Genomic DNA, 13,452 nt, shown 5'->3' on the forward strand with positions numbered 1-13,452 from the left:
GATCAGCTCAGGGTGAAGTCGCTGGTCTTCAGGTCCGTAATCCCGACGAACGTAATCCGCGTGTTGTCGGTCAACTGGATGGTGCTGTTTCCGCCCGCGATGGTGGCGGCGGAAAGAATGGTCTGCAACTGGTTGTTGTTCTGATAACCATATTGATACAGCGCGACCATGTTCCCCGCCGCACTGCCGAAATCGGTGATGACGTTGTCCCCGCCGCTGCTGGGGCCGTTGGTGAAGGCGAACAGGTTGTCGCCACTGCCGCCCGTCATGGTCGCGCTGCCGGTGCCGCCCACCAGCGTATCGTTGCCCGACCCGCCGATAAACGTCACGTTGCCGCCATCGGCGAAGGCATGCAGCGGGCTGCTCGCCTGCGCACCGTCCAGGGTTTCGTTTCCTTCATTGGCCACGAACAGGGTCGGCCCGGACGCCCCCAGCGTCATGGTCAGGCCCGCCGCGCCGAAGATGGTGGATTGCCCCGCCACCACGCTGGTCATGCCCGTGCCGTTCAGGAAGGTCAGGCTGCCGGTGACGCTGATCGTATTGCCGACGCCCTGCGTAACCTGAAGGTTTCCAGCCGCCGAAATCGTATCGGAGACCGCGCCCGCGATCGTGCCCGACGTCCCGGTGAACGACACCATGTCCTGCGCTCCGCCGGACACGGTGCTGCCGCCACCCACCGAGACGATGCTGTGGGACGCCTTGTCCACGACGGTCGCATTGTCACCCAGCAGCACCAGCGAACTGCCGGCATTGATCGTCACCGACTGGGTGCCCATTGTCCCGACAATGGTATCCGTCCCCATCGAATTGACGGAATTCGATCCATCTCCCAGGAAGATCCGGTTCGCGCCACTGCCGGCATTGACGGTATCGTTGCCATGATCGGTCACGACCAGGTCATTGCCCGCGCCCATATTGATGGTAAAGCTGCCGTTCCCACCAATAAAGACGTTGTCGCCGGCCGTCGCCAGGAAGCTGCCCCCGGCCGCACCACCCAGGAAGGTCGTCCCCCCCAGCGTGCCGGAGATGACATCCACCGGCGTCGTGACCTCATGCGCGTCGATCGCCACCGGCGCCGTCAGCACGGAATCCAACGCGCCACCCGACAGCGCACCGGCCACGATGTTGACGTAGGCCCCATCCAGCGCATAGGCGCCGCCGACCGTGATCACCCCGACCGAGCTGCCGACGCTGGCGGAATTAAAGCCATTCTGTAATGTAGAAAAGCTTTTCCCCGCGGCGCTCTCCCGCAAAGTCTTCGCATAGGCATTGGCCAAGGCAAGCGTGTCGCCGCCATCGACCGTCACGTTCACATTTGTGCCCGCGGCACCCATCACGGTTACAATCGCCACAGCCCGCTCCCCGATATTGCTTGGCCGGACGACAACACGTCATCAGCCATTACGAACCGATCCGAAGCCGCATCACATGACGATGTGCGCCTGGAATGATCGGGATCATGTAAGCGCACAGACCTTCCCAAAATATTAACATCCTGTCGTGCAGGATCGAAAAATCACGTATCACTGTAAGATGGACGCGCGACATTCCGATGGACGCAGACACCTGGCACCCCCCTGCCCGCCCCCAGGCGGACGGCCCCGCGCTGCTGGGCTGCGACGCGCTCGATCCCTATTTCCTCTCCCCCCCGGACCTGGACCCGGACCCCGCCATCAATACGGTACTGCCCTTCCTGGGCTGGGTCCTCGCCCTCGTCCGGCCGCATAGTGTCGGCCTGTTCCCCGACCGCCCCGCCCTGCACCTGTTCCTGGAGGAACAGGCCCGCCACCTGCGCCTGCGCATGACCCTCCACACCGTCCCGGCACGCATTCGCCCCGGCACGTGCGACCTGCTCTGGGCCGCCCTGCCCCCCACAGGCACGGATACGCCGGCACCGGACCATCTGGCCCCGCTCCTGTCGCCGCGCGGCGCAATGCTGCTGTACGGGCCGGATACCGCAACCAGCCACCCCGCCCCATGGGCCCGCTGGCTGGCCGGCCGCCCGACCGCAACCCTGAAACTGGGCGGCGATCTGACCATAGCCCTGCCGGAGCCGGCCCCCGGCACCGAACATACTCACCCGCTCGCCGGCCTGTGCGCGGCGCTGAACGGCACGCAGGGCGATCGCGTGGCCGCCAACCTGGCCAGCCGCTTCGCCGCCATCGGCGCGCACTGGGCCACCCGACGCACCCTGGCCGATACCAGGGCGGAACTGGCCGAAACCCGCGCGGCCCTCAGCCGCGCCCGGCTGGACGTCATGGAGCTGCGGCTGGACCGGGCCCACGCCCCCACGGCCGACGCGCCAGCCGCCGCCCCGCCCGCACACACGCCGCCGCCGCCGCCGCTCCCGGCGCCGCCACCGGCCCCGCCGCCCCCACCGCCCCTGTGGGTCCGCCTGGCCCGCCGACTGGCAGGCCCGCGCACCCCTCCCGTGGTCATGCCGCCCCCCGAACCCGCGCGGGCACGCCTGCCCGTCCGCACGGTGCTGTTCGTCTCCGGCGAACCGACGACACCGGGCACGATCTATCGCGTCGACCGCAACGAAGCCGCCTGCCGCAGGGCCGGCTACGCCACCCGCAGCCGCGCCTGCGCCGCCGTCGGCCCGGACGACATGCTGTGGGCCGACCTGATCGTCCTGTGGCGCGTGGAATATAGCGGCCATGTCGATACGCTGATCGGGATGGCCCGCGCTCGCGGCGCCCTGCTGGCCTTCGACGCCGACGACCTGGTGTTCGAACCCGCACTGGCGCGCGGCGACCTGATCGACGGCATCCGCGTCAGCTCCGCCCCGGTGGCGCGGATCGAACGCATGTATGACGACATGCAGCGCACGCTGCGACGCTGCGATTTCGGCATCGCCACCACCGACCCCCTGGCCGACCGGATGCGCCCCTTCACGCCGCTGACGGTCACCATCCCGAACATCCACGACCGGCAGACGCTGGAACGCTCCCGCCAGGCCGCCCGCCGCCGCGCGGCCACCCCGCCCGACGGGCTGGTACGGATCGGCTACGCCGCCGGCACGCGCACGCACCAGCGCGATTTCGCCCGCGCCCTGCCGGGCCTGCTGGCCGTCATGGCCCGGCGGCCAGACGTGCGGCTGGTCCTGTTCCGCGAGCCCGGAGGCGGCCGTCCGCTGCTGCTGACCGAGGAATTCCCCACCCTGCACGCCCACGCGGCGCAGATCGAATGGCGCGACATGGTCGGGCTGGACGCCCTGCCCGACGAACTGGCAAGGCTCGATATCTCGATCGCCCCGCTGGAAACCGGCAACCCGTTCTGCGAGGCCAAGAGCGAACTGAAATTCTTCGAGGCCGCCCTGGCCGGCGCCTGCACCGTCGCCTCCCCCACCGCGCCCTTCCGCGCCGCGATCCGCGACGGCATCACCGGCCTGCTGGCGGACAGCGACGCGGAATGGGCGGACGCGCTGACCCGCCTGGTGGACGATCCCGCCCTGCGCAGCCGCATGGCGCGCGACGCACTGCATACGGTCCTGTGGGAATACGGCCCGCAACGACAGGCCACCCTGATGGCACTGACCATCGCCAGCCTGGCAGGCGGCCAGACCACCGCGCTGGCCGGCGCCCAGGCCCTGGCACGCGGCCCCGCCCGAGTCCGCGCCATACCGACCATCCCCGACAGCGAGATATGCCTGCACCACGACCAGTTGCAGAACGCGGCGGTCACCGTCGTCATCACCGCGTACCAATACGCCGATCATGTCATCGAGGCCCTGGATTCGGTGCGTCACCAGACGCTCGCACCGCTGGACCTGATCGTGGTGGACGACGCCTCGACCGACGACACCGCCGCCCTGGTCAGCGGCTGGATGGCGCGCCACGGCAAGCGATTCAACCGCCTGCTGCTGCTGCGCGCCCGCAGCAATGCCGGGCTGGGCGGGGCGCGCAATATCGGCATGGCCGCCGCCGAAACCCCCTACGTCATGCAGCTCGATGCCGACAACCGCCTGCTGCCCGATGCCTGCGCGCACCTGCTGGATGCCATCCAGCGGGACGATGCCGGCTTCGCCTACCCGATCATCCGCCGGTTCGACCGGGCCTGCGGCGTGATGGGCGACCTCCCCTGGCACCCGGCACGCCTGGTGGGCGGCAACGTCGTCGACGCCATGGCGATGGTGGCGAAATGGGCCTGGGCGGCGGCCGGCGGCTATTACGTACGCCGCGACGCCATGGGGTGGGAGGATTACGACCTCTGGTGCACCCTGGCCGAACTCGGCATCGCCGGCACGCACCTGCCCGAGACGCTGGCCGAATACCGGGTCCACGACGCCGCCATGACCGACACGGTCACCGAACGGGCCGCGCACAAGCAGCGCGTGGTCGCCTTCCTGCGCGCCCGCCATCCCTGGCTCCGCCTGACCGCGCCGGACGCAAGAAGCCGGGCATAGACTGCCCGCCTTCCCCGACAACCCGTCAGGACCAATGCTTCTCCAGCGGATGATCCTTCGCCCGCATCACACGTCCATACGCGCGTTCCCCGAACCCGTCGGCGTATCCGTCCCCCTCCCACACGATCCGCCCGCCGATCATCACATTCCGCACGACGCCCACCGGACGATTGACGACCTGCCGGCACCCAAGCTGGCTCCGATGGAGAAAATGATAGGTCTCCTCCGGGTTCCACCGTTCAAGCGCAGCCGGGTCGATCACGCACAGATCCGCCTGCGCCCCCACCCGCGCCACACCCGCATTCAGGCCGAAAAATGCGGCCGGAAGCGCCGTCAGCCGATGGACGGCTCGGGAAACCTGCGCCAACCCCTCCCACTGCGCGACCTTCAGCGTCCGGAGGTTGCCGTCATAGAAACCAATATTGGCCAGATGCGCACCACTGTCGTTGAAACCCGGCAATGTCTGGTCGTGGAAGAGCAGCTTTCTGAGCGTCGCGGGATTCCGGTTGGCGATCGTCGTCTCCCAGCGCAGGTCGGTATCCCACACCCGCAGCAGATGCAGCAGAAACGCCGCGTCATCGCCGATCGGGTCGGGAAAACCCGCGAAAAACGCGGCCTCCGCGTCACGGGCGCGCGGAAAGCGACCATTGGCCGCCTGAAAGGCCAGAAGCCTGCGATAAGGCGCCTCCAGGCTCTCCCCCACCCAATGCGCCAGCGGACATTCCGCAACGAACATGTCATCCAGCCGCCGGCTCAACACCACCGTCTCACAGCGCAGGCGCCGCCGCAGCCGCGCCATGGACCATCCTTTCCCCTTTCCCGCCAACCACATTTTCCGGAAGGATGCGACCCAGCCAGGATCGTTCAGAATCCGCACCCGCCCCGGCCGATCATCAAGCTCCAGTTCGTTAAGCGCCCGAAACGCCGCAATCTCGTCCGCCAGCGGGTTGATCGCACCGTCACTCCAGATCCGGAAAGACGAAGACAGGGCCTGAAAACGCAATGCCCCCTTCAGCAGCCGGGAATTGAGAATCGAAGAGAGCAGCAGGCAGAGATGCATGGCCGACCGGCTGGTTTGCAGGTCGAGCGCCGCCAGCACGGTCGTCCTGAGCGGCCGACGGTACAGCCGCCCGCTGGTCAGCATGAAACTGCGCACGGCGGCAAAAACATCGTCCTTGGCCGGCGTCGCCTGCCACACCCGGCCATGACGCCGCACGATCTCCGTCAGCCGCGCCAGTTCCCGAAACCCGGCATATTGCGTCGGAATCCGCTTCTTCTTGTTCGGTGCATTCGCAAGAAAGTGAAACGGCAGCGCATCGGTCGAGAACCCCGCATAGCCCTGCGCCATCCCGGCTTCCAGTAACTGCTCCATGCGCGCCAGTTCTTCCGGGGTCGGCGGCCCGCTGACCGACCCGTCCAGGCCCATGACCTCGATCCGCAGCATGGAATGCGGAATCATCGGCACGACATTGGGGCCGAGCGGCAGCCCCTCCAGATGGTCGAGATACCCCTGCGAATCCCTCCACGTACAGGCATCCGCAACGCGCTTCAGAACCGATTTGGGCATGTTCTCGACCCGCGCGAAGCAATCCACGATCGGGTCTTCGCCGTCGCGCCGCTGATGGCCATAGGTCACGCCGATCGAACAATTGCTCATGACGACCGTGGTGGTGCCATGCCGCACCACTTCCGGCAGTTCGGGGGCGAGTTCCACTTCCAGATCAAGATGCGTATGGATGTCGAGCAACCCCGGCATCACCCACAATCCGCGACAATCGATCTCGGTAACCCCGGCCTCCACCGCAAGATCCCGCCCGATGGCGACAATCCTGCCGTCTTCTACGGCCACATCCGCAATAACCGGCGCTTTTCCAGACCCATCGAAAAAAATACCGTTCCGATAAACACTATCCGCCATACACCTCTCCAGAGGCGAAGCCAGGACACATAATAGACCCCGATATCACTGGACAAGAAGCCTGCGCCGTCGCTCCGACTATCTGGTCATAACAACGCAGGACCAAAGAAGTTCCAACCGGAACCCCCTCCAATTCAATCAGCTTTCAGGTCCATTTCTGTCAAAACAGAATCAATCTCTTTTCCAATGCACATCTTCGGAACAGATCGTCACCCGATACCCCTTTCGCCTGACCGCGCGCGGAGGCCGATCATGCCGCTGGAACGTTGCGCTCCAGTTCCTCCAGCCACAGCCGCGCATTGCCATCCGACGGCGCCCGCCAGTCGCCACGCGGCGACAACGCACCACCGGCCACCACTTTCGGCCCGTTGGGCATCGCCGAACGCTTGAACTGGCTGAATCCGAAGAAGCGGCTCAGGAAAACCGACAGCCAGTGCCGGATCGCCGGCAGGTCATAGGCCACCCGCCGATCCGCCGGGAAGCCCGGCGGCCACGTACCCGCCCCCGCATCGCGCCACGCGATTTCCGCCATATACGCAATGCGCGAGGGCCGGAACCCATGCCGCAGCACATGGTACAGCGTGAAATCCTGCAAGGCATACGGCCCGATCTTCTCCTCGGTGCTTTGCAGGGCCTGGTCGGCACCCGCCGGGATCAGTTCGGGCGAAATCTCGGTTGCCAGGATCGCCTCCAGCACCCGCGCCGCATCAGCCTCCACCCGGCGGGAGGCGACGACCCAGCGGATTAGATGCTGGATCAGCGTCTTGGGCAGCCCGGCATTGACGTTGTAGTGCGACATCTGGTCGCCGACGCCATAGGTACACCAGCCCAGCGCCAGTTCCGACAGATCGCCGGTCCCGATCACGATGCCCCCATGCTGGTTGGCCAGCCGGAACAGGAAATCGGTACGCAGTCCCGCCTGCACGTTCTCGAAGGTCACATCATATTGCGGCACACCATGGGCAAAGGGGTGGCCCATCTCTTCCAGCATCACCCGCGCGGTCGGGCGGATATCCAGTTCCGCCGCCGCCACGCCCAGCGCCTGCATCAGCGCCATGGCGTTGGACTGCGTGCCGGCGCTGGTCCCGAAACCGGGCATGGTATAGGCCAGCACCGCATCGCGCCCCAGACACAGTTCGTCGGCAACACGGATCGCCACCAGCAGCGCCTGGGTGGAATCCAGCCCGCCGGACACCCCGATCACCATCTTCCGCGCCCCGGTCGCCAACAGGCGCTGCTTCAGGGCCGAAACCTGGATCGTCCAGGCTTCGAAACAATCCTGCTCCAGCCGCGCCGGGTCGCTGGGCACGAAGGGAAACCGCTCGATCCGGCGCAACAGGCCCAGATCGCCCGGCGGCGGCGCCAGCGCGAAGCCGATCCGGCGCCACTCTCCGCCCTGCCGCACGACACGACAATCGGCGAACGTCCCCATCCGGACGCGTTCCTGCCGCAACAGATCCAGATCGACATCCGCCACCGCCCGATGCGGCCCCTGCGGAAAACGCTCCGTCTCCGCCAGCAGCGCGCCGTTTTCGTAAATCGAAACCTGCCCGTCCCAGGCAAGGTCGGTGGTCGACTCCCCCTCACCCGCCGCCGCATAGACATAGGCGCACAGCGCGCGCATTGATTGCGAGCGGCACAGCAGGTCGCGCTGGTCGGCCTTGCCCACCGTGATATCGCTGGCCGACAGGTTGGCGATCACCGTCGCCCCCGCCAGCGCCGCATCCGTGCTGGGCGGTGCCGGCACCCACACATCCTCGCAGATCTCGACGCCGACCACGAAGCCGGGCAGATCCTCCGCCTCGAACAGCAGGTCGGTGCCGAACGGCGCCGTCTGCCCCGCCACATGGATCGTCTGGCCGCGCAGCCCGGCCCCGGCGACGAAATGCCGGGCTTCGTAGAATTCACGGTAATTCGGCAGATAGCTCTTGGGCACCACGCCCAGCACGGTCCCGCGATGCAGCACCACGGCGCAATTGTACAGCGCGTCGCCATGCCGCAGCGGCGCGCCCGCCACCACCACCGGCATCAGCCCGGCGGTCGCCTCCGCCAGGATCGCCAGCGCGCTCCCCACCGCATCGAGCAGCACGTCCTGCTGGCGCAGATCGTCGATCGCGTAGCCTGACACACCGAGTTCGGGAAAAACCGCCAGCGCCACACCCTGGGCGTCGCAGGCGCGGACCATGTCCGCCATCCGCGCGACATTGGCCGCCGGGTCGGCCAGCGCCACCGGCAGCGTACACCCCGCCACCCGCGCGAAACCCTGACGATAGAGAGAGCGGAAATCCGGCACGATCAGTCACCCGCCTGCTGAAGGCCGCACCGGACACACGGAGCAGGCCATTGTCTTCACCCTGCCGGGCACGCATGGCCTCCAGCCCATCCCCAGAACGCCGGGACAGGCCGCAACCCGCGAATTCTCATACGAAACCGCAACCATACGGGCAGCCAGCCATTGAAACCATAACGGACCATCCGGTCCAGACACATGAATCGGAGGATATCCCGATGGACCTCTTACGCTGGACGCTGATCTTCCTCGTCCTGGCCCTGATCTCCGCGGCCCTCGGCTTCGGCGGCTTCGCGGCCGATTTCGCCTATATCGGCAAGATTCTGTTCTTCATCTTCCTGGTGCTGTTCATCGTCGGCCTCTTTTTCGGCCGCGGGAGAGGCAGTACGCTATAACCGCCAGCACACCGGCCGCACACAGCCCGTCCATCGCGGCCATCGACAGCGGCAGCGCGCCGACCAGATAGGTCGGCGCGTCGCACGGCTTCGACGGGCGCATGGGCATGGCGGCCAGACGCTCGGCGAACGTGCCGGGATGAAAGACCGGCGCGCGACATTCCGGCAGCGGGCTCGGCCACCACCCATGTTCCACCCCGACATGAACGGCCGAAAGCCCGCAGGCCGCCAGCATCACCGGAACAGCCAGCCACAGCATGGCCCGCGCCCCCTGCCCGCGCAGCAGGGCGGCCAGCAGGCCCAGCCCCACCAGCACGCGCCAGGGCCAGCGTTCCCACAGGCACAGCCCGCACGGCACGTCCCCCAGCCCGTATTCGACCCAGGCCGCAATCCCCAGCGCCACCGCCCCGGCAACCGCCAGCGCGATACCAGGCCCCCGGCCCATGCCGGTCCCCCGCCGCATCACGATGGTCCGAGCGGAGGCATCGCGACCGGGGGGGCCGCGTCCAGCGCCTTCAGGAAGTCCCGCGCCCAGAATCCCGCCGTGGTCCGGCGCACATCCTCGTCCAGATGGCGCCAGCGCCGTTGGCGCTCCTCCAGCCCCATGGTCAGCGCCTGATGCAGCGCATCGGCGATCTCGTCGGCGTCGAAGGGATTGACCAGCACCGCCTCGTCCATCTCCGGCGCGGCGCCGGCGAAATGCGACAGCACCAGCACGCCGGGGTCGGCCGCGTCCTGCGCCGCGACATATTCCTTCGCCACCAGGTTCATCCCGTCGCGCAGCGGCGTAATCAGCGCCACGTCGGCCATGCGATAGAACCCGGCCAGGATGTCCCGCGCCACCGGCCGCGTCAGATACCGGATCGGCGTCCAGTCGAACTCGGCATAGGCACCGTTGATCCGCCCCGTCAGCTCGTCCAACTGGCACCGAAGCTGGCGATATTCCTCCACGTCGCCGCGCGAAACCGGCGCGACCTGAAGAAACGACACCTTGCCCCGATGTTCGGGATAACGGGCCATGAACGCCTCGTACCCCCTGAAGCGTTCGGGCAGGCCCTTGGAATAATCCAGCCGGTCCACGCCGAGGATCAGCGCCGTCCCGCGCAGGCTGGCACGCAGGCGGTCCGCCTCCTCGCGCCGCACGCTCTCCTCGGCCTGTTCGCGGAATTCATGCGGATCGATGCCGATCGGAAAAGCCCCCGCCCGTTCGGTCAGCCCGTTCAGGCGGAAGGCGTGGTTCAGGTTGTCCGCATCTTCCTCGGTCTGCACCCCGATCAGGTCGTAGGCCTGCATGTCTTCCAGCAGCAGCTTCGCCCCCGGCATCGAGCGCACCAGGCTCCAGGGCGGCACGGGAATATGCAGAAAGAAGCCGATCCGCCCCGCCACGCCCAGGTCGCGCAACGCCTGGCCCAGCGGAAACAGATGATAGTCATGGACCCAGATCACGTCGTCCGGCTGCAACAGCGCGCGCAGGCAGCGCGCGAACATGGCATTGACCTCCAGATAGGTCTGCCAGTCCCGGCGCGAATAACTCATCAGCCCGACACGGTAATGAAACAGCGGCCACAGAATGCCGTTCGAGAAATTCTGATAGAATCCCTCGTGCTGCCGTGCCGTCAGGTCGATCGTGGCATAGGTCACGCCATCGACCTCATCCATGCCGATGACGGGGTCGCCCTCGAATTCGGACTGATTGCCCGACCAGCCGAACCACAGCGACTCCCCGCCCCGCAGCGCGTCCTTCAACCCCACGGTCAGACCGCCGGCCGGCTGCAGACGCTCACGCGGCGAAGGCACCCGGTTGGATACGATGATCAGACGCCCCATGAATCATCCCCTCCGCCCGCGAGCGTCGCCAGCCAGGCCCGAAAGGCGGCCGGATCGGGAAAATCCCGAGGAATACGGAACCCCGCCCCACCCAGCGCCTCGGCCGCGCGGATGCCGTCTTCATCCGTCACGTCGTCGCCGACGAAGACCGGATGCCGCCCGGCGAAGGGCGGCGACTGCATCAGCGCCGCCACCGCATGGCCCTTGTCCACGCCATGGGGCCGGATTTCCCACGCCATCTTGGCCGTCTGCACATGGAAGCGCCCGTGCGTCGACGCAACCCACGATTCCGCGGCTTCGCGCAGCATATCCGCCATCTCGGGCGCCGCACGGTAATGCAGCACGAAACCGGCGGGCTTGCGCTCGATCCGCACGCCCGGATGCTGCGCGGCCAGAGTCTCGGCGGCCGGCAGCCAGGTCGGCGGCATGGCGGGCAGTTCGGCACGCACGATCGGCCCGTCCGGACGATGCCGCACCGCCAGCCCGTGCTCGCCGGCCACGGCAAACGGCACGTCGCCGAGGAAATGATCGATCTGATCCACCGCGCGGCCCGAAATCACCGCCAGCGCATCGCCGCATTTCGCCCGCAGCCGCCGCAGCACGTCCGGCAGGCCGGGCGACACGACCACCGATTCCGGCGTGGGCGCGATATCGACCAGCGTACCGTCAAAATCCAGCAGCAGGGCCGCCTCGCCTGGGGGCGGCATGAACCGGCCGGCCGGGCCGGCATAATCCGTCGGGCTCATGGGCATTCTGGACTCCTTGGGACCGAAGGCTTGTCATTCATCCCGGACCGACACCGGCGGGACAGGTTGCTTCCCGTCCCCGTCAGGGGGGCAGGAGGGATTGCGGCTGTCCAGGCTGGGCCTGCGATGCCGCCGGGGCGGACGATGCAGGCGGCGACCGGGTCGGCGCTGCATAACCCGTTGCAAAAGGCGTCGGCGGAGGCAATGGCATAGGCCTCCCCGCCGGCTGCATGGCGGCACCGGATGGAGCAGCCCCCGACACCGGCGCCTCCTCGTCAGGCGGCGACAGGGAGAGCGGCGCCCCGCCGAAACGCGCGGCAGGCACCGCCGGGGCGGATGCCGCGCCCGGCTGCCCGGCCGGCGGCGCCGCCGGAACCGTCAGCACCTGCGGCCCCGAAGACCCCGGCACGGACGGCGTGCCCTGATCCGACGTTCCCGAGACTGGTGTTCCCGGCACCGGCGATCCCGAAGCCGCCTGATCGCCCGGCTGCGCCGCAGCCGCCGCCAGAGCCGCCAGCGGAGGCGGAACGGGCGCCACCATGTCGCCCGCGCAGCCCACGAGGCGCACGGCGTAGATCGGGTCCTGGAAAACGCCCAGGAAGGGTTCGCCCGCCAGCATCCATCCGTTGAAGCCGGGGCCGTCCTGCCGTGTATCGCGCACCGCCAGCCACCCCGCCGCATCGGGCGTCAGCGTCGCCGGCCGGTCGCGGCAGGCGCCGACATGGATCGTCAGTGCCCTGAACGTCGCATCCTGCCCCACCGGAATGGTCAGCACCTGCACGCTGGAGTCCAGCGTATCCAGCACCCGCACGGTCGCGACCGAGCGCCCCTGCCAGGTATCGGCGGGATAGATCGCAGGCGGCGCCACGATCTGCTGGGCGCGGGCAGCCATGCCCCCAGGCCCGCCACTCCATGCCACCAGCGCCGGCACGGCGGCCAACGCCGCGCGCACGGCCCCCGCCCGGCGCGACGCCGGGCGGAGCAGACGCAACACGTCCCGCCTCACGATCTCGGGCTTCGCAGCGCGGCCGCGACCTCCGCGATCAACCGCCGCATGCCGTCCTCGTCCACACCGATCAGCACCGCGTCCTCGAACGTGTCCCGCATGACCTCGCAAAGCTCGGCATAATTCTCGTTCAGCACCCGGATCTTGTCCTGGCATGAAACCGGCGTGCCATCGGATTGCTGCCAGATCGCGGGCGGCGGCGGAAGCGCGGCCCCGCTCATGGCTGGTCGCCGCCCCCGGTATGCCCTGCCGGAGCCTGCCCATTGTCCGGCGTCGCCGTTCCCTGGGACGCCGCCCCCTGGTTCGCGCGCTGCTGGTTGGCCTTGGTCATCGTATCCGTCACCGAGAAGATGAAGCGGCTGAGCAACTGCTCCAGGCTGATCGCCCCCTGGGTCTCGGTGATCGCGCCGCCGGGCTTCAGCATCGCATTGTCGGCTCCCGGTGACAGGGCGACATATTTGCCGCCCAGCAGGCTGTCGCTGGTGATGATGGCCGCGCTGTCGGTCGGCAAGTGCACGTCGGGGCTCACGGTAAAGGTCACCTGCGCCTGGAAGCTGGACGGATCGACGCGCTCGTCGACCACCTGCCCCACCGTCACCCCGGCCAGCCGCACATCCGACCCGACCGACAGCCCGTCGATATGGGCGAAGGACGCATGCAGCCGATAGCCGGATTCATGCCGCCGCCCCTTGTCGACCACCGCCAGGGCCAGAAGCCCGCCCAGCAGTACAAGAACCCCGCACCCGGCGGCGAGTTCGGCCGAACTCCGGCTCACCCGGCCTGCAACCGCACTGACCATTCTGACTCTGTTCCCCAATTCACAGCACGGAGACTGCGTAAAAACGGCCACCGCCGACCAGCC

11 protein-coding genes are annotated in these 13,452 nt (G+C 67.8%); 2 read left to right on the forward strand and 9 right to left on the reverse strand.

The genetic code is table 11. The features are described from left to right. Positions 1-2 precede the first annotated feature (2 nt). The gene (locus HLH25_RS10175; protein WP_182973955.1) at positions 3-1,352 is read right to left on the reverse strand and encodes a beta strand repeat-containing protein; all 1,350 of its coding nucleotides are present in this window, start codon (positions 1,350-1,352) and stop codon (positions 3-5) included. Between the two features lie 200 nt (positions 1,353-1,552). Here HLH25_RS10175 and HLH25_RS10180 point away from each other — a divergent pair, with 200 nt between their 5' ends. Then, positions 1,553-4,408: a glycosyltransferase gene (locus tag HLH25_RS10180; RefSeq protein ID WP_182973956.1), complete on the forward strand. Its 2,856-nt coding sequence runs from the start codon at positions 1,553-1,555 to the stop codon at positions 4,406-4,408. Positions 4,409-4,433: 25 nt separating this feature from the next. Here the strand turns inward: HLH25_RS10180 and HLH25_RS10185 are convergent, their stop codons facing one another. After that, complete coding sequence (locus tag HLH25_RS10185) at positions 4,434-6,326, reverse strand: N-acyl-D-amino-acid deacylase family protein (RefSeq protein WP_182973957.1); 1,893 nt, start codon at positions 6,324-6,326, stop codon at positions 4,434-4,436. Between the two features lie 250 nt (positions 6,327-6,576). Continuing rightward, the gene (locus tag HLH25_RS10190) at positions 6,577-8,619 is read right to left on the reverse strand and encodes an NAD(+) synthase (protein ID WP_182973958.1); all 2,043 of its coding nucleotides are present in this window, start codon (positions 8,617-8,619) and stop codon (positions 6,577-6,579) included. 215 nt (positions 8,620-8,834) lie between these two features. Here HLH25_RS10190 and HLH25_RS10195 point away from each other — a divergent pair, with 215 nt between their 5' ends. Beyond that, positions 8,835-9,011 (forward strand): DUF1328 domain-containing protein, encoded by a 177-nt coding sequence (locus HLH25_RS10195; protein WP_114729551.1) that lies wholly within the window; start codon positions 8,835-8,837, stop codon positions 9,009-9,011. Here HLH25_RS10195 and HLH25_RS10200 read toward each other — a convergent pair. The 6 genes from HLH25_RS10200 to mlaD form a co-directional block, all read right to left on the reverse strand. Next, positions 8,965-9,474, reverse strand: a complete 510-nt coding sequence (locus HLH25_RS10200) for a disulfide bond formation protein B (protein ID WP_246401956.1) — start codon at positions 9,472-9,474, stop codon at positions 8,965-8,967. The genes HLH25_RS10195 and HLH25_RS10200 overlap by 47 nt on opposite strands. Continuing rightward, complete coding sequence (locus HLH25_RS10205) at positions 9,474-10,838, reverse strand: alpha,alpha-trehalose-phosphate synthase (UDP-forming) (protein WP_182973959.1); 1,365 nt, start codon at positions 10,836-10,838, stop codon at positions 9,474-9,476. The genes HLH25_RS10200 and HLH25_RS10205 overlap by 1 nt, the downstream gene beginning before the upstream one ends. Next, positions 10,826-11,584: a trehalose-phosphatase gene (gene otsB, locus HLH25_RS10210; protein WP_182973960.1), complete on the reverse strand. Its 759-nt coding sequence runs from the start codon at positions 11,582-11,584 to the stop codon at positions 10,826-10,828. The genes HLH25_RS10205 and otsB overlap by 13 nt, the downstream gene beginning before the upstream one ends. Positions 11,585-11,666: 82 nt before the next feature. Beyond that, complete coding sequence (locus tag HLH25_RS10215; RefSeq protein ID WP_310889088.1) at positions 11,667-12,578, reverse strand: DUF2155 domain-containing protein; 912 nt, start codon at positions 12,576-12,578, stop codon at positions 11,667-11,669. A gap of 8 nt (positions 12,579-12,586) precedes the next feature. Further along, the gene (locus HLH25_RS10220) at positions 12,587-12,811 is read right to left on the reverse strand and encodes a hypothetical protein (RefSeq protein WP_182973961.1); all 225 of its coding nucleotides are present in this window, start codon (positions 12,809-12,811) and stop codon (positions 12,587-12,589) included. Then, positions 12,808-13,389, reverse strand: coding sequence for an outer membrane lipid asymmetry maintenance protein MlaD (mlaD, locus tag HLH25_RS10225; RefSeq protein WP_182973962.1), 582 nt, complete (start codon positions 13,387-13,389; stop codon positions 12,808-12,810). The genes HLH25_RS10220 and mlaD overlap by 4 nt, the downstream gene beginning before the upstream one ends. Between the last annotated feature and the right edge of the window lie 63 nt (positions 13,390-13,452).

This window comes from Gluconacetobacter dulcium (assembly GCF_014174165.1).
GTDB classification, from domain to species: domain Bacteria; phylum Pseudomonadota; class Alphaproteobacteria; order Acetobacterales; family Acetobacteraceae; genus Gluconacetobacter; species Gluconacetobacter dulcium.

Bases quoted from the DNA above. Each gene is read 5' to 3' on its own strand.
- HLH25_RS10200 (WP_246401956.1), bottom strand. From the start codon at position 9,474: ATGCGGCGGGGGACCGGCATGGGCCGGGGGCCTGGTATCGCGCTGGCG.
- HLH25_RS10185 (WP_182973957.1), bottom strand. From the start codon at position 6,326: ATGGCGGATAGTGTTTATCGGAACGGTATTTTTTTCGATGGGTCTGGA.
- HLH25_RS10195 (WP_114729551.1), top strand. From the start codon at position 8,835: ATGGACCTCTTACGCTGGACGCTGATCTTCCTCGTCCTGGCCCTGATC.
- otsB (WP_182973960.1), bottom strand. From the start codon at position 11,584: ATGAGCCCGACGGATTATGCCGGCCCGGCCGGCCGGTTCATGCCGCCC.
- mlaD (WP_182973962.1), bottom strand. From the start codon at position 13,389: ATGGTCAGTGCGGTTGCAGGCCGGGTGAGCCGGAGTTCGGCCGAACTC.
- HLH25_RS10205 (WP_182973959.1), bottom strand. From the start codon at position 10,838: ATGGGGCGTCTGATCATCGTATCCAACCGGGTGCCTTCGCCGCGTGAG.
- HLH25_RS10180 (WP_182973956.1), top strand. From the start codon at position 1,553: ATGGACGCAGACACCTGGCACCCCCCTGCCCGCCCCCAGGCGGACGGC.
- HLH25_RS10220 (WP_182973961.1), bottom strand. From the start codon at position 12,811: ATGAGCGGGGCCGCGCTTCCGCCGCCGCCCGCGATCTGGCAGCAATCC.